The 18,538-nt window shown below is 65.1% G+C and carries 22 protein-coding genes and 2 tRNA genes; 10 read left to right on the forward strand and 14 right to left on the reverse strand.

The genetic code is table 11. The features are described 5' to 3' along the window. The 7 genes from ACW7G2_RS02045 to ACW7G2_RS02075 form a co-directional block, all read left to right on the forward strand. Positions 1-187: catalase-related domain-containing protein (locus ACW7G2_RS02045; RefSeq protein WP_456972229.1), on the forward strand; the 187-nt coding region annotated here is incomplete at its 5' end. Between the two features lie 76 nt (positions 188-263). Next, a complete protein-coding gene (locus ACW7G2_RS02050; protein ID WP_456972231.1) occupies positions 264-395 on the forward strand; it encodes a hypothetical protein in 132 nt (43 codons plus the stop codon). After that, the gene (locus ACW7G2_RS02055; protein WP_456972233.1) at positions 371-922 is read left to right on the forward strand and encodes a pirin family protein; all 552 of its coding nucleotides are present in this window, start codon (positions 371-373) and stop codon (positions 920-922) included. The genes ACW7G2_RS02050 and ACW7G2_RS02055 overlap by 25 nt, the downstream gene beginning before the upstream one ends. A 103-nt stretch (positions 923-1,025) precedes the next feature. Continuing rightward, a tRNA-Ala gene (locus ACW7G2_RS02060) sits at positions 1,026-1,101 on the forward strand. 52 nt (positions 1,102-1,153) lie between these two features. Beyond that, positions 1,154-1,229 (forward strand) — tRNA-Glu (locus ACW7G2_RS02065). 228 nt (positions 1,230-1,457) lie between these two features. Beyond that, entirely contained in the window at positions 1,458-2,822 is a 1,365-nt protein-coding gene (locus ACW7G2_RS02070; protein ID WP_456972235.1) for an APC family permease, read from the forward strand. Further along, entirely contained in the window at positions 2,819-3,475 is a 657-nt protein-coding gene (locus ACW7G2_RS02075; protein WP_456972237.1) for an SAM-dependent methyltransferase, read from the forward strand. Before ACW7G2_RS02070 ends, ACW7G2_RS02075 begins: the two co-directional genes overlap by 4 nt. Here the strand turns inward: ACW7G2_RS02075 and ACW7G2_RS02080 are convergent. Together ACW7G2_RS02080 and ppsR are read right to left on the reverse strand one after the other, a co-directional pair. Next, complete coding sequence (locus ACW7G2_RS02080; RefSeq protein WP_456972239.1) at positions 3,448-3,957, reverse strand: DUF1249 domain-containing protein; 510 nt, start codon at positions 3,955-3,957, stop codon at positions 3,448-3,450. The genes ACW7G2_RS02075 and ACW7G2_RS02080 overlap by 28 nt on opposite strands. An 18-nt stretch (positions 3,958-3,975) precedes the next feature. Beyond that, complete coding sequence (gene ppsR / locus ACW7G2_RS02085) at positions 3,976-4,815, reverse strand: posphoenolpyruvate synthetase regulatory kinase/phosphorylase PpsR (protein WP_456972241.1); 840 nt, start codon at positions 4,813-4,815, stop codon at positions 3,976-3,978. Between the two features lie 96 nt (positions 4,816-4,911). Between ppsR and ppsA the strand changes: the two genes are divergently transcribed. Continuing rightward, positions 4,912-7,284: a phosphoenolpyruvate synthase gene (gene ppsA / locus ACW7G2_RS02090; protein WP_456972243.1), complete on the forward strand. Its 2,373-nt coding sequence runs from the start codon at positions 4,912-4,914 to the stop codon at positions 7,282-7,284. Positions 7,285-7,296: 12 nt separating this feature from the next. Continuing rightward, the gene (locus tag ACW7G2_RS02095; protein ID WP_456972245.1) at positions 7,297-8,160 is read left to right on the forward strand and encodes a mechanosensitive ion channel family protein; all 864 of its coding nucleotides are present in this window, start codon (positions 7,297-7,299) and stop codon (positions 8,158-8,160) included. A 159-nt stretch (positions 8,161-8,319) separates the two neighbouring features. On the opposite strand, the gene orn is transcribed toward ACW7G2_RS02095, so the two are convergent. From orn to ACW7G2_RS02125, 6 genes are all read right to left on the reverse strand, one after another. After that, the gene (orn, locus tag ACW7G2_RS02100) at positions 8,320-8,886 is read right to left on the reverse strand and encodes an oligoribonuclease (protein ID WP_456972814.1); all 567 of its coding nucleotides are present in this window, start codon (positions 8,884-8,886) and stop codon (positions 8,320-8,322) included. 69 nt (positions 8,887-8,955) lie between these two features. Then, positions 8,956-9,465, reverse strand: coding sequence for a tRNA adenosine(34) deaminase TadA (tadA, locus tag ACW7G2_RS02105; RefSeq protein WP_456972247.1), 510 nt, complete (start codon positions 9,463-9,465; stop codon positions 8,956-8,958). Positions 9,466-9,501: 36 nt separating this feature from the next. Further along, positions 9,502-10,305 carry an ABC transporter permease subunit gene (locus tag ACW7G2_RS02110; protein WP_456972249.1) on the reverse strand — a complete coding sequence of 268 codons (804 nt, stop codon included), beginning with the start codon at positions 10,303-10,305 and terminating at the stop codon, positions 9,502-9,504. Next, the gene (locus ACW7G2_RS02115) at positions 10,302-11,294 is read right to left on the reverse strand and encodes an ABC transporter permease subunit (protein WP_456972251.1); all 993 of its coding nucleotides are present in this window, start codon (positions 11,292-11,294) and stop codon (positions 10,302-10,304) included. Before ACW7G2_RS02115 ends, ACW7G2_RS02110 begins: the two co-directional genes overlap by 4 nt. Beyond that, a complete protein-coding gene (locus tag ACW7G2_RS02120; protein ID WP_456972253.1) occupies positions 11,291-12,448 on the reverse strand; it encodes an ABC transporter ATP-binding protein in 1,158 nt (385 codons plus the stop codon). The genes ACW7G2_RS02115 and ACW7G2_RS02120 overlap by 4 nt, the downstream gene beginning before the upstream one ends. 3 nt (positions 12,449-12,451) lie before the next feature. Then, positions 12,452-13,597, reverse strand: a complete 1,146-nt coding sequence (locus ACW7G2_RS02125; RefSeq protein WP_456972255.1) for a polyamine ABC transporter substrate-binding protein — start codon at positions 13,595-13,597, stop codon at positions 12,452-12,454. 129 nt (positions 13,598-13,726) lie between these two features. Between ACW7G2_RS02125 and ACW7G2_RS02130 the strand changes: the two genes are divergently transcribed. Further along, positions 13,727-14,467, forward strand: coding sequence for a TorF family putative porin (locus ACW7G2_RS02130; RefSeq protein ID WP_456972257.1), 741 nt, complete (start codon positions 13,727-13,729; stop codon positions 14,465-14,467). 9 nt (positions 14,468-14,476) lie between these two features. Here the strand turns inward: ACW7G2_RS02130 and ACW7G2_RS02135 are convergent, their stop codons facing one another. The 6 genes from ACW7G2_RS02135 to guaA all read right to left on the reverse strand — a co-directional run bounded on the left by ACW7G2_RS02135 (position 14,477) and on the right by guaA (position 18,481). Further along, entirely contained in the window at positions 14,477-15,091 is a 615-nt protein-coding gene (locus ACW7G2_RS02135; protein ID WP_456972259.1) for a hypothetical protein, read from the reverse strand. Positions 15,092-15,145: 54 nt separating this feature from the next. Continuing rightward, entirely contained in the window at positions 15,146-15,634 is a 489-nt protein-coding gene (locus ACW7G2_RS02140) for a CPBP family glutamic-type intramembrane protease (RefSeq protein WP_456972261.1), read from the reverse strand. A 37-nt stretch (positions 15,635-15,671) separates the two neighbouring features. Beyond that, positions 15,672-15,869 carry a hypothetical protein gene (locus tag ACW7G2_RS02145; protein WP_456972263.1) on the reverse strand — a complete coding sequence of 66 codons (198 nt, stop codon included), beginning with the start codon at positions 15,867-15,869 and terminating at the stop codon, positions 15,672-15,674. 351 nt (positions 15,870-16,220) lie between these two features. After that, positions 16,221-16,610, reverse strand: coding sequence for a PIN domain-containing protein (locus ACW7G2_RS02150; protein ID WP_456972265.1), 390 nt, complete (start codon positions 16,608-16,610; stop codon positions 16,221-16,223). Continuing rightward, positions 16,610-16,822, reverse strand: coding sequence for an AbrB/MazE/SpoVT family DNA-binding domain-containing protein (locus tag ACW7G2_RS02155; RefSeq protein ID WP_456972267.1), 213 nt, complete (start codon positions 16,820-16,822; stop codon positions 16,610-16,612). The genes ACW7G2_RS02150 and ACW7G2_RS02155 overlap by 1 nt, the downstream gene beginning before the upstream one ends. A 90-nt stretch (positions 16,823-16,912) precedes the next feature. Beyond that, on the reverse strand, positions 16,913-18,481 hold the full coding sequence (guaA, locus tag ACW7G2_RS02160) for a glutamine-hydrolyzing GMP synthase (protein WP_456972269.1): 1,569 nt from the start codon (positions 18,479-18,481) through the stop codon (positions 16,913-16,915). Positions 18,482-18,538: the final 57 nt, after the last annotated feature.

An 18,538-nucleotide genomic window follows, 5' to 3' on the forward strand; every position in this document is an offset into this window, starting at 1 on the left:
CGACGCCGATCGAGATGGCCTGGTGGAGACGGTGGCCGGTGCCCTGCTGGGCGGCGTGCGCAGTCCGGTGCTGGAACGCACGTTCGAATACTGGAAGTCGATCGATCCTGACGTGGGCCGCCGGATCGAGGAAAAGGTGCGTCACGGAAGCGCACCCGAGCCAGCCTCGGGCATGAGCGAAAGCTGATGCACCCTGCACCGCTGGCGGCTGTCGCCAGCGGTGCGCGGGCTGCCTTGATCGCCACGAGCACCGGAGGTTCGAGATGATCGAACTCATCATCCAGCAACGCCGTCGTGACCTGGGGGCGTTTGAAGTCGGGCGGGTGCTGCCGTTTGCCAAGCGCCGCATGATCGGTCCCTCGGCGGGCCCATGGATGGCATCCAGGCCTGGGTAGCCCTGCCCAATGAGCGTGAAGAAATGGATCCGGGTTTCTGGCACTACACCAGTGAAGCTCTCCCGGTGTTCAGCGGGGATGGCGTTGTTGGACGCCTGATCGCCGGGCGCCTGGCCGGCGTGGAGTCGCCAGTGAAGGTGGATTCGCCTCAGTTCTACGTCCATTGGCAGCTGCGGGGCGGCTCGCGGACATCATTGCCGCCCGAATACACCGAGCGCGCGGTTTACGTGGCCAATGGTGACGTCGAGGTGGCCGGCCAACGCGTGGAGGTCGGAAGCATGGCCGTCTTGGCTCCGGGAAAATCCGCCGACATCACTGCACTGAGCGACGCGGTGGTGATGGCTTTGGGTGGAGAGCCGGTTGGCCCGCGCTACATCGACTGGAACTTCGTTTCCTCATCCAGGGAGCGGATTGAACAGGCGCGTGCCGACTGGGCTGCCGGGCGTATGCGATTGCCTGATATGGATGACAAGGAGTTCATCCCCCTGCCCCCCAAGTTTGGTGCGGCCCCGGAACCCATGTCCTGATTGAAGCGTCTGTGCAGGCAGAAGACAGCATTTCCCGTGAGATGCGTCCAAGGTGTTGCGCTTAATCAAAACCCCCATTACAATTTCCGGCTCCACACGATGTGGGGCCATAGCTCAGCTGGGAGAGCGCCTGCATGGCATGCAGGAGGTCGGCGGTTCGATCCCGCCTGGCTCCACCAAAATTTGAAGGTATCCGGCCACAGGCCGGTCGGATATCATGACTGCATCAGCGTCCCCATCGTCTAGAGGCCTAGGACACAACCCTTTCACGGTTGCGACCGGGGTTCGAATCCCCGTGGGGACGCCACTTATTCAAGCAAAAAGGCTCGCTTCGGCGGGCCTTTTTGCTGTCTGTCATCCGCACTGCGCCTGTCTGCTGCAGTCTCCATTCGTGCGTTCCGCGGGCTCGTCTTCATCCATCGTCGTACCGGGTACCATCGGTCTGGTTCACGTCATCCGAAATCCCCCGGCTGTTCCAACGCCGGCCATTCCGGCGGTGCGGCCTGTGGCGCATCGCTTCGAATAGCGGAGTTTCATGGATCTGAAACGACAGCGGCCCGGCTCCTCCTTGGCCTCTGCCCTGCCCCGCCCCGTCCTGCGTCCCCGGGATGCGTTTGCGATCACGATTGGCATCGTGGTGGGTGCTGGCATCTTCCGCATGCCGTCACTGGTGGCCGGGGCGTCGGGCAGTGAAGCGGTCATGTTGGGCGCCTGGCTGGTGGGCGGCCTGCTGTCGATCATTGGCGCGCTCTGTTACGCGGAGCTTGCGACCACCTATCCCCAGGCCGGCGGCGACTACAACTACCTGCGCCGGGCTTATGGACCGCGGCTGGCGTTTCTGTACGCGTGGGCGCGGCTGGCGGTGATCCAGACCGGATCGATCGCGCTGCTGGCCTTCGTAGTGGGCGATTACATGTCGCAGGTGTTCAGCCTGGGAGCCGGGTCGGCCGCCCTCTACGCTGCGCTGTCGGTGGTGGTACTTACGGCCATCAACTGGCTGGGGATCCGCCAGGGTGCGGCGGCGCAGTTCTGGCTGACGGTGTTGGAGATCGGCGGCGTGGTGTTGATCATCGTGGCTGGATTGCTGCTGGCACCGGGAGATACCGCGGTTGCGGCGCCTGCCGGCGGGGACAGCGCCATGGGCCTGATCCTGGTGTTCGTGCTGCTCACTTTCGGCGGCTGGAACGAGGCCGTCTACATCACCGCCGAGGTGCGCGATCCGCAGCGCTGGATGCCGCGGATCCTGGTGCTCAGCCTGGTGGTGATCTCCCTGCTCTATCTGCTGATCAACTTTGCCTACCTGCGCGTGCTTGGGCTGGGAGGCATGGCGGACTCCGACGCAGTAGCCGCGGACCTGATGGCGCACGTGTTCGGTGACCGTGGGGCATGGCTGATGAGCGGGATCGTGGTAGCGGCGGCGCTGACTTCAGCCAATGCCACGCTGATCACCGGCGCACGCAGCGTTTATGCGGTGGGCCGGGATTTTCCGGCGCTGGCCTTCATCGGCCGTTGGGACGAACGCAGCGGGTCGCCGCGTACCGCCATGCTGGTCCAGGGTGGACTTGCCCTGCTTCTCGTGGGGCTGGGGGCAATGGCGCTGGATGGCTTCCGGATGGCGGTGGAATACACCGCGCCGGTGTTCTGGCTGTTCTTCCTGCTGGTGGGCATCAGCCTGTTCGTACTGCGCCGCCGTTCGCCAGGCATCGAGCGGCCGTTCCGGGTGCCGATGTATCCCCTGCTCCCGCTGGTGTTCTGCCTGACCTGCGCGTACCTGCTCTATTCCAGCCTGGCCTATACCGGCGCCGGGGCGGTGGCCGGCGTAGCGGTGCTGCTGGCCGGCGGGGTGTTGCTGCTGTATCTGAAACCATCCGATCCAATTGAACGGGAGAGCCGCGAATGAAAGTGATCAAAACCCTTGCCTGCCTGGTGCTGCTGGTGCCGCTGCTGTCGGCATGTGCGGACGAAGCCGTGGAGCCCCGCATGCACGCGGTGGAGGCAACCGGGCAGGACGACATCGGGACCCTGCCTCCGATCACGGCCGCGACCGGGCCGGAGTCACCGTATGAAGACGGCGCCCCGCCCCCGGCCCGCACGCCGGACGTGATCTACGTGCCCACGCCCGAGCCGGTGGTGGACGCCATGCTGGAAATGGCAGGAGTGGGTCCTGACGACGTGCTCTACGACCTGGGCTCGGGTGACGGCCGCATTCCGGTGACCGCAGCCAAGAGGTTCGGGATCCGCGCGGTGGGCATCGATATCAACCCGGTGCGGATCATGGAAGCCAATGCCAACGCCGAAGCGGCCGGGGTGACCGACAAGGTGACCTTCATCGAAGGCGACCTGTTTGACGCCCACATCAGCGACGCCACGGTGGTGACCCTCTACCTGCTGCAGAGCCTGAACGTGAAACTGCGGCCGAAACTGCTGAGCGAACTGCGCCCGGGGACCCGCATCGTCAGCCACTCGTTCGACATGGCCAACGAGTGGGAGCCGGAGCAGACCCGCGAGGTCAACGGCAGCATGGTCTACCTGTGGACGGTGCCCGAGCGCTGAACAGCGGGCAGAGGTGCCGCATCGTCACGCACCAGCGTGGCCACCCCGTGGCCACGTTCAGCCAGGTAGTGCAGCCACTTGCCGAGAAAGGTGTTCATGCGCATCCGGTGCCCCACCAGGCGCGCCGGCGGCGGGTGCATGCCGATCACGTCCTGCCAGCGCCGGCCGAGGTAGCAATGGGTCGCCTCCACCTGCTTGGCATCGTGGTAAAAGCGCAGGTAGGCGGAGGGATCGGGCTGGCCGGTGACCGGGTCGCACAGCCCGTAGCTCAGGCGAAGCTCGGTGGTGTAACGGTGGCACTCGATCACATCCAGCCGCAAGTCGATGCCATCCCCTGCGCGAGACAGATAGCTGCCGGGCAGCAGGTCGGCCGGCTCGAACAGCCGGGTCAGCAGCGCGTGGTTTTCCGCGTACAGCGCCATCAGCCAGCTCAGGCGGCTGAGCCCGGGAACACGCTTGGCGCGGGTGGCAACGTGTGACATGCAACCGATGCTACACGCTCAGAACTTTTCCCGATGAATGTCCAGATGGGACAGGATCCGGCTTGAAATCTCCTCGATCGAAGCGTGGGTGGTGCTGAGCGTGGGGACCCGTTCCATGCGCAACATGGTCTCGGCGGCGGCGACCTCGCGCTTGCAGGTTTCCAACTCGGCGTAGCGGGAATTGGGCCGCCGTTCCTGGCGCACCTGGTGCAGGCGCTGGGGATCGATGGTGAGTCCGAACAGCTTGCGACGGTGCTTGCGCAGCCGTGCGGGCAGCCGGTCCTGCTCCAGGTCTTCTTCGGTCAGCGGGTAGTTCGCCGCGCGGATCCCGTAGTGCAGCGCCAGATAGATGCAGGTGGGCGTCTTGCCCGCCCGTGAAACCGCGACCAGGATCACCTCGGCCTCGTCGTAGTTCACCGACATGCCGTCGTCGTGGCTGAGGGCGAAGTTCATCGCGTTGATACGGCGGTGGTAGGTGTCGAAATCCACCATGCCGTGGGCCTGCCCCACGTTGAGCTGACGCTTGGTGTCCAGCAATTCCTCCAATGGCTGGATGAACGGGGCAAATACATCCAGCATCAGCGCCCCGCTGCCGATCAGGATTTTGTTCAGCTCCGGGTTGACGCAGGAATTCACCACGATCGGACGCGTGCCGTGCGTTTCCCCCGCCGCGATGATCTCGGCGACCGCCTTATGAGCCTTCTCCTCGGTGTCGATGAACGGCATCCGATCGGTCTGGAAATTGACCTGGGCGAACTGGGTCAGCAGGCTGTGGCCGATGGTTTCGGCGGTGATTCCGGTGCCGTCGGAGACGTAGAACACCGGCCTGACGGGAAGTTGCGACAAATCAGTGGGCATGAAAGGGCCTTAAAGCGTGGAGGGTTGCTAAAATAGCGCGGTTTCCGCCGGACCGTGCCCGGCATCCCACTTCCAAATTCCTCCCGGAGCATCGCTTTGAGCGCCAATACCCTCTGGCTGCAAGACCTGCGGCTGAATGACCTGGCCCAGGTGGGCGGCAAGAATTCCTCGCTGGGCGAGATGATCGGCAACCTGTCCCAGCTGGGGGTGACCGTACCGGGCGGATTTGCTACCACTGCGGATGCATTCCAGGTATTCATCGCCCACAACACCTTGTACCAGCGGATCTTCGACCGTCTTGGTGCACTGGATGTGGAAGACGTGCAGGCGCTAACCGAGGCCGGCCGGGAAATCCGCGGCTGGGTGGTGGACGCGCCGCTGCAGCCCGAGCTGGACCGCGATATCCGCGAGGCCTACGCAAAGCTGTGCGCCGACAACGGCGGCGGCGACGTGGCGGTGGCGGTGCGGTCTTCGGCGACCGCCGAAGACCTGCCCGACGCCAGCTTCGCCGGCCAGCAGGAAACCTTCCTGAACGTGACCGGCGCCGATGACGTGGTGCTCAAGGTCAAGGAAGTCTTCGCCAGCCTCTACAACGACCGGGCGATCGCCTACCGCGTGCACCATGGCTTCAAGCACGAGGAAGTGTCCCTGTCCGCCGGCGTGCAGTTGATGGTCCGCTCGGGATCCGGCGCTTCGGGCGTCCTGTTCACCCTGGACACCGAGTCCGGTTTCCGCGACGTGGTGTTCATCACCGCCAGCTATGGCCTGGGTGAAATGGTGGTCCAGGGCGCGGTGAATCCGGACGAGTTCTACGTCTACAAGCCCACCCTGAAGAAGGACAAGCCGGCGATCCTGCGCCGTTCGCTGGGCAGCAAGCAGCTGCGCATGGTGTATTCCGATGTCCCCGGCGAGCGCGTGCGCACCGAGGACACCCCGGCCGAACTGCGCTCGAAATTCTCGATCACCGACGAGGATGTGCACGAGCTGGCCCGCCAGGCACTGACCATCGAAGAACACTACGGCCGCCCGATGGATATCGAATGGGGCAAGGACGGCGTGACCGGCCGGCTGTACATCCTTCAGGCGCGCCCGGAAACGGTGAAGTCGCGCGCCAAGGCCACCCAGATGGAGCGCTATCAGCTCGGCGAACGCGGCAAGGTGGTGGCTGAAGGCCGCGCCATCGGCCAGCGCATCGGCAGCGGTACCGCACGGGTGATCCGCAGCATCGACGACATGCACAAGGTACAGCCCGGCGATGTGCTGGTCGCCGACATGACCGACCCCGACTGGGAGCCGGTGATGAAGCGCTCGGCGGCGATCGTGACCAACCGCGGCGGCCGCACCTGCCACGCGGCGATCATCGCCCGCGAGCTGGGCGTGCCGGCGGTGGTCGGCACCGGCAACGCGCTGGAGCTGATCCAGGACGGACAGGAAGTGACCATCAGCTGCGCGGAGGGCGACACCGGTTTCATCTACGACGGTGCCCTGCCCTTCGAACGCATCACCACCGATCTGGACGCCATGCCCGAGGCGCCGCTGAAGATCATGATGAACGTGGCCAACCCGGAGCGCGCATTCGACTTTGGCCAGCTGCCCAACGCCGGCATCGGCCTGGCGCGGCTGGAGATGATCATCGCCAGCCACATTGGTGTGCATCCCAAGGCGCTGCTGGAATACGACCAGCAGGACGCGGCCATCAAGCGCCAGATCGATGAACGCACGGCCGGCTATGCCGATCCGGTGTCGTTCTACGTCGACCGCCTGGCCGAGGGCATTGCCACCCTCACCGCCTCGGTGGCGCCGAACCCGGTGATCGTGCGCATGTCGGACTTCAAGTCCAACGAATACGCCAATCTGATCGGCGGGCAGCGCTACGAGCCCGAGGAAGAGAACCCGATGATCGGCTTCCGCGGCGCCAGCCGCTATGTCGATCCGTCCTTCTCCGACGCCTTTGCCCTTGAATGCCGGGCCGTGCTGCGCGTGCGCGAGGAGATGGGCCTGGACAACCTGTGGGTGATGATCCCGTTCGTGCGCACCCTGGATGAAGGCCGTCGTGTGATCGAAGTGCTGGCCGAAAACGGACTGCGCAAGGGCGAGAACGACCTGAAGATCATCATGATGTGCGAAGTGCCCTCCAATGCCCTGATGGCCGACGAGTTCCTCGACATCTTCGATGGCTTCTCCATCGGCTCCAACGACCTGACCCAGCTCACCCTGGGCCTGGACCGCGATTCCTCGATCGTGGCCGGCCTGTTCGACGAGCGCGATCCGGCGGTGAAGAAGCTGCTGTCGATGGCTATCAAGGCCGCCCGCGCCCGCGGCAAGTACGTGGGCATCTGTGGCCAGGGTCCGAGCGACCATCCGGACCTGGCCCAGTGGCTGATGGACGAAGGGATCGAATCGGTCTCGTTGAACCCGGACACCGTGGTGGACACCTGGCTGCGGCTGGCCAAGTCCAAAGCGGGCTGACCGGAGCCGGCAATGGCAATCGATTGGGGCCGCTACCTGCACTGGCTGGAACAAACCAGCCTGAAACTGCTCGGGGCGGCCCTGATCCTGCTGGTAGGCGTCTGGCTGGCACGCCGGCTGAGCCAGCGTCTGGAGCTGGTGCTCAAGCGCATCGGCGCGGAAAGCACGGTCTCCAGCTTCCTGCGCTATCTGTCGTACGCCGCCATGCTGGTGGTGGCGGTGGTTGCCGCCCTGCAGCAGTTCGGGGTGCCGGTGGCTTCCATCGTGGCGGTGCTTGGCGCCGCCGGCCTGGCGATCGCGCTGGCAATGAAGGACTCGCTGTCCAACATCGCCGCCGGGATCATGCTGGTGGTGCTGCGTCCTTTCCGCGAAGGTGATGTGGTCCAGGTGGCTGGCCAGGAAGGTACGGTGGAACACATCCGCGTGTTCCAGACCCGCCTGCGCACGGCGGACAACCGGGTGGTGGTGCTGCCCAACAGCAGCATCACCACCGCAGCGATCGTCAACTTCACCGCCTACCCCCGGCGCCGCTTCGAGATTCCCCTGCTGCTCGATTACCGGGACGACCCGGAGCAGGCGCGCGATGCGCTGCTGGAGCTCGCCGGTGCACACCCCGGCGTGATCGACGATCCAGCGCCGGCAGTGGTGTTCAATCGCCTGGGCGAGAACGGCGTGGAGCTGACGTTGTTCGCCTGGGCCAAGTCCTACGAGCTGGGCAGCACACGCAGCGACCTGTTGCTGCGCGTGCACAGCCGCCTGCAGGAGATGGGCATGAATCCCGGCTCGGCGCCACGCGACGTGCGCGTGTTCCACCACGACCCCCAAGGCGCGCCCCTGCCCCAGGCTGACCGCCCCAAAGCCCCGCCCCACCGGTAATCCCCGCCGCCGGATGGATACCCCCCGGTAGGAGCGCGCCATGCGCGCGAAACCGCGTGAATCATGTCCATGCCGCGAAGGGCCGGATGGAATGGACGTTCCCGCCAAAACCGCGTTCCATGGCGATGCGTCACGCGGTTTCGCGCGCGTGGCGCGCTCCTACGAGGTGCCGGCCAATTGCGCCATGTGTTTGCGGTAGTGACGCAGCTCCGCAATTGAATCGTGCACATCGCTCAGTGCGGTGTGGGCGGCGTTCTTTTTCACCCCGGCAAACACCTCGGGTGCCCAGCGGCGGGCAAGCTCCTTGAGCGTGCTCACGTCGAGGTTGCGGTAATGGAAATAGCGCTCCAGCTGCGGCATCCGGCGGTACAGGAAGCGCCGGTCCTGGCAGATCGAGTTGCCGCACATGGGAGACACCCCGGCTGGCACCCATTCGCGCAGGAAGGCCAGGGTCTGCTGTTCGGCTTCATCCATCCGCACTCCCTCTTCCAGCACCCGGCGCCAGAGGCCGGAACCACCGTGCTGATTGCGGTTCCAGTCGTCCATCGCCTCCAGTACGGCGGAATCATGGCCAATGGCGAACACCGGGCCTTCCGCCAGAATCTCCAGCTGCGAATCGGTCACCACCGTGGCGATCTCGAGGATGGAATCACGCCGCGGGTCCAGCCCGGTCATTTCCAGGTCGAGCCAGATCAGGCGGGTTTCAGCAGCATCGGGGGAGACAATATTCATACGCGGGTCCGGCAGGGTCAGCCGGTCATGATAGCGCAGCGACGGCGCCGGACCCGGTCGCTTTCAGAGCGGCGCCTTGCCCCGCTTGCGCCGGAAATAGTTGGTCAGCCGCCGGCCCGCTTCTTCGGCCAGCACCCCGCGCACCACCTCAACGCGGTGGTTGTGGCGGGGATCCTCCAGCAGGTTGAACACCCCGCCGGCCGCGCCGGTCTTGGGATCCGGGGCTGCATAAACGACACGCGCAATGCGCGCATGCACCATGGCCATCGAGCACATGGCGCAGGGCTCCAGGGTCACGTACAGGGTGCAGCCGAGCAGGCGGTGATTGCCCAGCGCCCTGCCCGCCTGGCGCATGGCGATGATCTCCGCGTGGCCGGTGGGATCGTGATCGGTGATGTTGCGGTTCCAACCCTCGCCCAGCACATCTCCGTCCGGCCCCAGCAGCAGCGCACCGACCGGGATCTCATCGAACTCGCGTTCGGCGTGCTCGGCCAAGGCCAGGGCGCGACGCATCCAGGCCTGGTCCGGCCCATCGGCATCACTGCCAGCGATCAAAGGTGCTTCGGGCTGCATGGCCGCATTCTACCGTTCCGCTCCGAGCGCCCCGCCCTAGGTATCCGCCGGGGTGCGCCGATGCATCAGTATTCCGGCCAGGCAGACGCCCAGTGCCACCAGCACCACGATGATCGTGGCCAGGGCATTGATCTCGGGCGTCACGCCCATCTTTACCTTGGAATACACCACCATCGGCAAGGTGCTGGAGCCCGGGCCCGAGGTGAAGCTGGCAATCACCAGGTCATCCAGCGACAGGGTGAACGCCAGCAGCCAGCCCGCCAGCAGCGCGGGCGAGATCAACGGCAGGGTGATCACAAAGAACACCCGCCAGGGTTTGGCGCCCAGGTCCATGGCGGCTTCTTCCAGGCTGTCGTCCATGCCCGCCATGCGCGATCGCACCACCACGGTCACGTAGCAGGCGGTGAGCGTGATGTGCGCCAGGGTGATGGTGACCATGCCCCGGTCAGGCCAGCCGAACGCCTGCTGCAGGGTCACGAACAGCAGCAGCGAGGACAGGCCCATCATCACGTCGGGCATCACCATCGGCGCCGAGTTCATCAGGCTCAGCAGGCCGCGGCCGGGAAACTTGCCGAAGCGCGACAGCGCCAGCCCGCAGGCCGTGCCCAGCATCACCGCCGCGCTGGCGGTCAACGCGGCGATCAGGAAGCTGCGCTGCACCGCGTCCAGCAGTTGCTGGTTGCCGAGCAGTTCCACGTACCAGCGGGTGGAGAACCCGCCCCATACCGTGGAGATCCGCGAGGCGTTGAACGAGTAGACGATCACCGAAATGATCGGGATGTACAGGAACGCATATCCCGCCACCATGGCCGTGTACAGCAGCGTCGGGTTGCGCCTCATGCCTCGGCCTCCCGCTCGTTGCGCCGGTTCTCGAAGTACTCGAACAGCAGCGTTGGCAGCACGATCAGCACCAGCATGGCGATGGTCACCGCGGCCGCCAGCGGCCAGTCGCGGTTGGTGAAGAACTCGATCCACAGCACCCGGCCGATGGTCAGCGCATCCGGCCCGCCGAGAATGTCGGGGATCACGAACTCGCCCACCGCGGGGATGAACACCAGCAGCGCGCCGGCAATGATGCCCGGCATCGACAGCGGCAGCGTGACCCGCAGGAACGCCTGCCAAGGCCGGGAGCCCAGATCCTCCGCGGCTTCCAGCAGGGTGAAGTCCAGCCGCATCAGCGTCGCGGTCAGCGGCAGGATCATGAACGGCAGATAGTTGTAAACGATGCCGATATACACCGCGATATCGGTATGCAGCAGCGCGAAATCAGGGCCCACCAGGCCCAGCGCCGACAGCGCCTGGGCCAGCAACCCATTGGTCTTGAGGATGCCGATCAGCGCATAGGTGCGCAGCAGAGAGCTGGTCCAGAATGGCAGGATCACCAGCACCAGCAGCAGCATCCGCACCGTCGGGCGTGCGCGGGCGATGCCATAGGCGATCGGGTAGCCCAGCAGCAGGCAGAACACCGTGGACACGGACGCGAACAGCAGCGATTTCACGTAGGCCGATACATACAGCGGATCGGACAGCAGCATCGCGTAGTTGGAGACGTGCAGCCGCAGCGAGGCCGCCCCATCGGCGGTGTGCTCGATGAGAGCGGTGTACGGCGGTGCCTGCCCGAACACGGCCTGGGCGAAGCTGATCTTCAGCACGATCAGGAACGGGACCAGGAAAAACAGCCCCAGCCACAGCATCGGCAACGCGGTCACCAGGAAGCGGCCGCGGCGGGTGCGGAATTCCTGCCCGACCGCGCGGAACCAGCCGAACAGGTTGCGCACCACGTCGAACCAGAAGTCCCACAGGCCGGCGTTGCGCCCCCGGCTGCTCATGTGGTCAGCACCACCGCGCTGGCCGCCTCCCAGGACAGCCACAGCGTGTCATCCCAGTCGTAATGCGGCTCCGAGCTGCGCGCCACGTGGGTTTCCTGCACCCGCACGATGGCGCCGGCTTCCGTCTCCACCCGGTAGATGGATACGTCGCCCAGATAGGCGATGTCACGCACCTTGCCCACCACCACGTTCTCGGTGGCGGCGGTGCCGCGCTGCGGCTCGGTCTCGTGCACGTCCACTTTTTCCGGACGCACCGCGACGCTGACCGCCGTGCCTTCGGGCAGCGGGTCGGTATGGCGGGCCAGCAGTTCTGCATCCAGCGCATCACACTGGATCCGCACCTGGCCGGACGCCTCGTCCATGCCCAGCACCCGGCCCTCGAAGATGTTGATGCCGCCAATGAACTCGGCCACGAAGCGCGTGGCCGGGTACTCGTACAGCATCGCCGGCGTGGACACCTGCACGATGCGCCCGGTATCCATCACTGCGATCCGCGACGACATGGTCATCGCCTCTTCCTGATCATGGGTGACCATGATGAAGGTGGTGCCGACCCGCTCCTGGATGTTCACCAGCTCGAACTGGGTGTGTTCACGCAGGCGCTTGTCCAGCGCGCCCAGCGGTTCGTCGAGCAGCAGCAGCTTGGGCTGCTTGGCCAGCGCCCGGGCCAGCGCCACGCGCTGGCGCTGGCCGCCGGAGAGCTGGTGCGGCCTGCGGTTGCCAAGCTGGGGCATGCGCACCAGCTCCAGCATTTCCTGCACCCGGTCGCGGATCTCTGCGGACGGCATGCGGTCCTGGCGCAGGCCGAAGGCAATGTTCTGCGCCACGGTCATGTGCGGAAACAGCGCATAGCTCTGGAACATCATGTTCACCGGCCGCTGGTAGGGCGGCAGGTTGGTCACGTCCAGGCCGTCGATCAGGATCCGTCCCTGGTCGGGCTGTTCCAGCCCGGCCAGGATCCGCAGCAGCGTGCTTTTGCCGGAGCCCGAGCCGCCGAGCAGCGCGAAGAACTCGCCGCGGTAGATATCCAGCGAGATGTCATCGCAGGCGTAGGTCTGGCCGAACACCCGGGTGACGCCCTCGATGCGGACGAAAGGCTGTGCACCCGGATCGCGCCAGGGTTCGGCAATCACGCTGCGCGCTGGAACCGACATTGCCTAGCGGCCGCTCTTGATGCCGGTCCAGGCGCGCACGCGCTGGCGCTGCACGTCATCGGGAAGTGAGACCGGATCCACCAGCCGCTCGCGTACATCCTCAGGCGGATAAACACCCACATCAGCGGCGATGCCGGGATCGATCAGCTCCGTGGCCGCCAGATTGGCGTTGGCATAGGCCACGTGGTCGGTGATGGCGGCGATCACCGCCGGCTCCATCAGGTAGTTCACGAACGCGTGGGCGTTGCCGGGGTGGCGGGCGTCCTTGGGAATCGCGATCACGTCCATCCAGCGCACCGCCCCCTCCTTCGGGATCACGTAGCGGATGTCGGGTGCGGTGCGACCGGTGGCTTCCGCGGCCTCGGTAGCCACATCGCGGGCCTGGCCGATATCGCCCGAATAGCCCATCACCAGGCAGGCGTCGCCGTTGGCCAGCGCGTCCTTGTATTCAGCGTTGTTGAAGGTGCGGATATGCGGACGGATGGCGGCATAGGCCTCCCTGACCGCGTCGATCTCATCGGCGGAACCGGCATTGGGATCGCGGCCCAGCCAGATCAGGGCCGCGCTGAACGCTTCCTGGTCATCATCAAGCACATGGATGCCGCAGGAGGCCAGCTTCGCCGCGTTGGCCGGATCAAACAGCAGGCTCCAGGAGTCCAGCGGCGCATCCGCCCCCAGCGCCGCGGTCACCTTCCCAACGTTGATGCCAAGGCCCGTCGTTCCCCACATATAGGGCACCACATGGGCGTTGCCCTCGTCGATGTCGGTCAGCCCTTCCATGATGTCCGGGTCCAGATGCTCGAGGTTCGGCAGCTGCGCCTTATCCAGCGGTGCGTACAGGCCGGTGCGGATCTGGCGCTGCGCGAACGGGCGCGCCGAAGGAAAGACCACGTCATAGCCCGAACCGCCGGCCACCAGCTTGGTTTCCAGCGTCTCGTTCTCGGCGTACACGTCGTAATTGACCTTGATGCCGGTCGCCGCCTCGAAGTTGGCGATCGTGTCCGCGGCCACATAGTCCGACCAGTTGTAGACGTTGAGGACCTTTTCCTCGGCGCCACCGGTTGCGCCGGAACCATCGGCACCGGGCTGGCTGCCACCGCAGGCGGCGAGGATCAGGGCGCAGGCAAGGGGGGCAAAGCGCAGGGACACGGCATTCTCCGGGGAAATTTCGGGGCAGGCATGGTGGGAGCGTACCCTGCCCTGTCAACGCGAATTTACGCAGGGGCCGCTGGCGTATATTGTCGCCCGGTTTGCCCGTCCGGGGCTGGAGTCCAGGAAATGATGAAGTCCACGATCTGCGCCGCGCTGACGGCCGCTTTTGCCGTTGCCGCCCTGCCCGCCCACGCCCAGGAGGCCGGCGGGGATACCGCCTGGTCGTTCGGCGGCGAACTGGTCGCCGCCAGCGACTATGTGTGGCGCGGCGTCTCGCAGACCATGGAAGATCCGGCGCTGCAGCTGGACCTGATGGTTGAGCATGCCAGCGGGTTCTATGTGGGAGCCGCCGGCTCGAACGTGGATTTCGGCGATCCCGATGACGGGATGGATTACGAAGTCAGCGCCTATCTCGGCTGGGCCGGGGAACTGGGTGCCGGTACGGAACTGGACGTGGCCATCTCGCACGTGGCCTACCCCGGCCACAACGGCGCCGATTACGATATCGACTACACCGAAATCGAGGCCAACCTGGCATTCGCCGATTACTACAACGTCGGCGTCGCCTACTCGCCCGACATCTTCAACCTCGGCGCCAAGGGCTGGTACTACTACGCCGGCGCCGACTTCCCGCTGGGCGAGACCGGCTTCACTCTGGGCCTGCAGGCCGGCCACTACGACCTGGACGACGCCGCTGGCGACAGCTACAGCGACTGGCTGGTGGGCCTTGACCGCGACTTCGGGCCGATCAACGCCCGCCTGCAGTACAGCGATACCTCCAGCTACAGCGAGCTGGTGGCGGCGTCGGTGGGTGATGCGCGGCTGGCGGACGGGCGCGTGGCGCTGGTGTTGAGCTGGGGGTTTTGAGCCTGCGGCTCAATCGGGTCGGCAGGCCGAGCCATAAGCGTCGTTGTAGGGCTTGCCGAAGCAGTTGAGCAGGCCCTCGACCACATCGATGTTCGGCGGCCAGCGCAGCCTCATCGGTGGCTGGCCCGGCTGCGTCGGCAGCACGATATAGCCCTCGACCAGAGGCGGCAGGCCTGATGTCTCGTCATGGGGCACTGCGGCCAGCCGGTCTCGCGCCCGTTCCAGACCTTCCCTGTCGCCAGCAAGGAAAGCGATCGTCGCGTCGACGTAGTGGTTCCACCCGGCGCCATCCAGGACTGGATCCTTCCTCGCGCTCTCCAGTGCCGGAATCGCCTGCTCATGCAGGCCGGCAGACGCCAGCATCTGGCCTTCGTGCCACGCCACCGTGGAAGACGATCCCGGGTGCCGCGCCCGATAGGCTGCGATCAGCTCCGCCGCCGCCACCTCGCACCCCGGGATGTTGCCGATCTTCCGCCAGCCCCCGTCAGGAAGGTCCTGGTCAAAAGCCGCCTCATCGAGGGCGAGCATCGCTTCCTGGTCGTATGAACACCTTGCATCTGGCGGCTGCCCGGCAGTAGCAGCCCAGGAAGTGAGGCACAGCACGATCGTAAGTAACAGTCGCATCAATACTCCTGTCAGCCCTGCGGGACCTGGGTTTTCTCGATGGTCATTCCGTGGTCAACCTGTTCCGCCGGCCCAAATCGCAAGCGCCACGCAGTTGACGATGACATGGGGCACGGCCGCCGCCACAAAGCCATGTTTGAACGAGCGCTGTCCCCAGAGCAGGTAGCCAAAGCCGAAAACGAAAAAACTCCAGACTGAACCGGCGAAACGGATGGGCTCAAGCAGACCGTGCGCGAGGCCCCAGATTACCGCCGAAACAACGCAGGACCGCAAGGGCCCCAAACCCGACAGCAGTTTCAACAGCCCGGCGAACAGGAAGGTTTCGACAACGGGAGCAAAGATGAGTGTTCCTACAACGTCTGCGACGCCCAACGACCCTCCAGGGCCGTCTGGCATGGCATCCACTCCGAAGACGCCGGCCACTAAAACGACTCCGGCAACAAGCGCGAATGACCCGATCAGCGCGGCGACTCCTGCGACAAGGCAGTAGGCCGCAAGTGGAAGCTCTTCCACGCGCCGCTTGATCGCAAGGAGAATGCTCATCCGGTCGCGCGGCTGATCATACGACGTGTCCAAGCCACTACCCCGCGCGTTCCTGATCGCCGCTGCCACGCTGACTTTTAAACCGCTGGACCACCAGAATGGCCAGCCCGACGGCCCATACGAGCCAACCTGCCAGGGCCAGGTCAAGATTCGGCGCAGTCGGTGAGAACTGGTTGTAGTACAGCGCAATCAGAAGGCCACCGAAAGTGAGTACGAAACCAAGGATCTTGGCCACGGACCATCGAACTCGGGTTTGTTGCGGACTCCACGTCATCGAGGATTTGTCTGCGGTCATCGAAGAGAAACCACCACAAGGTTCGCGAAGAGCAACATGATCGACAGCACGAGAAATGAGGAGCCCAGTGGCTTGCCCTTGTCCAGCTTGCTGCCCCGGTTGATGAGCCAGCATACGCCAAGTGACACGAGCCCGACGCCCATCAACGCGTCTGAAATGTCACCGAGTTTGAAGACGCGGAAGAGGTACGGGAGCCCAAAAAGGATGGCGGCGAAGGGGTGATTCCTTCAACGCGCGAGCCGTTGCGGCCTGCGACTTCCCGCTCATGGCGCACCGGTGTTATCCGTATCTTCAAGCGGTCTTGGCGAACAATGCCACGTCGGGCAATCCCTGGAAATGGGCATCACAGGTGAGCAGCTCCGCTCCCTCGTGCCGGGCTGTTGCGTAAACGATGGCATCGGCGGTGGTCAATTTGTGCTCACGGTGCAGGTCCGCTGCGAGCAGAGCGATGGTCGTATCCAGAGGCACCACGACACACTTCTGGGTATAAGCGATCATCTGATCGGCTTGGTCATCGCCGAGTTCACGCACCAGCCATTTCGAGAGTTCGAGCTGGACGATCGTCGGTACGATGCATTCCTGCTTGTCCGGGATCTGCTTACCCAGGCGCTTGCCCAGTGCGCTGCCGACCAGCCACTCGATCCAGGCCGAGGTGTCGACCAGACGCAGCGCCGCCGCCATCAGTAGCGATCCCCGCGGTCGCGGTATCCGTCAGTGCGAGCGCCCTTGGCAATTCCGGCCAATTGTTCCAGCTCGGGCACCGGTATGACCAGAACACCCTTACCCTTTGGAATGAACACAAATTCCTGCCCGGCTTCCCAGTTCTGCTCTTCCCGCACGGCCTTCGGGATGGAAATCTGGTACTTGCTGGAAAGAGTGGTTGTCGCGTTCATTCTCATACTCTCATCGCATCGATCAGGACTTGGTAAGAGTGCGTCATTGCGGCTGCGAAAGCCAGCGGCTCCGCGCGGGCGGTTTTATCGTCACTCCCACTCAATGGTGGCAGGCGGCTTCCCACTGATGTCATAAACTACGCGAGAAACTCCGCGCAACTCATTGATAATCCTGTTGGATACGCGCCCCAGGAACTCATGTGGCAGGTGCGCCCACCGGGCGGTCATGAAGTCCACCGTTTCCACCGCGCGCAGCGCGATCACCCATTCGTAGGCACGGGCATCGCCCACCACGCCCACCGACTTGATCGGCAGGAACACGGCAAACGCCTGGCTGGTCTTGTCGTACAGGCCGGCGCGGAAGAGTTCCTCGATGAAGATTGCATCGGCGCGGGCCAGCAGTTCGGCGTATTCGCGCTTCACTTCACCGAGGATGCGGACGCCAAGGCCCGGGCCGGGGAACGGATGGCGGTTGACCATCTTCTCGGGCAGGCCGAGCTCCACGCCCAGACGGCGCACTTCGTCCTTGAACAGCTCGCGCAGCGGCTCCACCAGGCCGAGGTTCATGTGCTCAGGCAGGCCGCCCACGTTGTGGTGGCTCTTGATCATGTGGGCCTTGCCGGTGCGGCTGCCGGCCGACTCGATCACGTCGGGATAGATGGTGCCCTGGGCCAGCCAACGGGCGTTCTTCAGCTTGTTGGCCTGCTCTTCGAAGATCTCGATGAACAGGTTGCCGATGATCTTGCGCTTGGCTTCCGGGTCGCTGACTCCGGCCAGTGCGCCGAAGAAGCGGTCGGCCGCATCAACCTTGACCACGCGCACGCCTAGGTGGTCGGCGAAAGTGGCCATTACCTGGTCCGCCTCCTGAAAGCGCAGCAGGCCGGTATCGACGAACACGCAGGTGAGCTGCTTGCCGATCGCCTGGTGCAGCAGCGCGGCCACCACCGAGGAATCAACACCGCCGGACAGACCCAGGATCACCTCGTCGCTGCCCACCTTGGTGCGCACCTGGCCGATCTGGTCTTCGATGATGTTGGCCGCGGTCCACAGGGTCTGGCAGCCGCAGATATCGACCACGAAGCGCCGGAACATCGTCTGGCCCTGGGTGGTGTGGGTGACTTCCGGATGGAACTGCACGCCGTACCAGCGCTTGTCGTCATTGGCGAAGGCGGCCACCGGCACGCGATCGGTGCTGGCGGTGACCACGAAGCCCGGGGGCTCCTTCGAGACGTGGTCGCCGTGGCTCATCCACACATCCAGCCGCGCGGGCGTGCCGGGATGGTCGGCCAGTCCGGCCAGCAGCCGGTCTTGGGCCAGGCGCTCGATCACGGCGTGGCCGTATTCGCGCTGGTCGGCGGATTCGGTCTGCCCGCCCAGCTGGCGGGCCATGGTCTGCATGCCGTAGCACACGCCCAGCAGCGGCACGCCGCTGTCGAAGACTTCCTGCGGCGCGCGCGGCGAGCCTTCCACCGTGGTCGACTCCGGGCCGCCGGAGAGGATGATCCCCTTCGGCGCGAAATCGGCGATCTCGGACGGGTCGTGGTCCCATGCCCAGACTTCGCAGTACACGCCGATCTCGCGGATCCGGCGGGCGATGAGCTGGGTGTACTGCGCCCCGAAATCGAGGATCAGGATCTTGTCGGCATGGATGTCGGTCATTGGCAGGTTCTCGGCCCGGGGTGCGGGGAACGGTGGATCCGTTGGCGGGCGTGGGTG

The organism is Luteimonas sp. A277 (assembly GCF_054052045.1).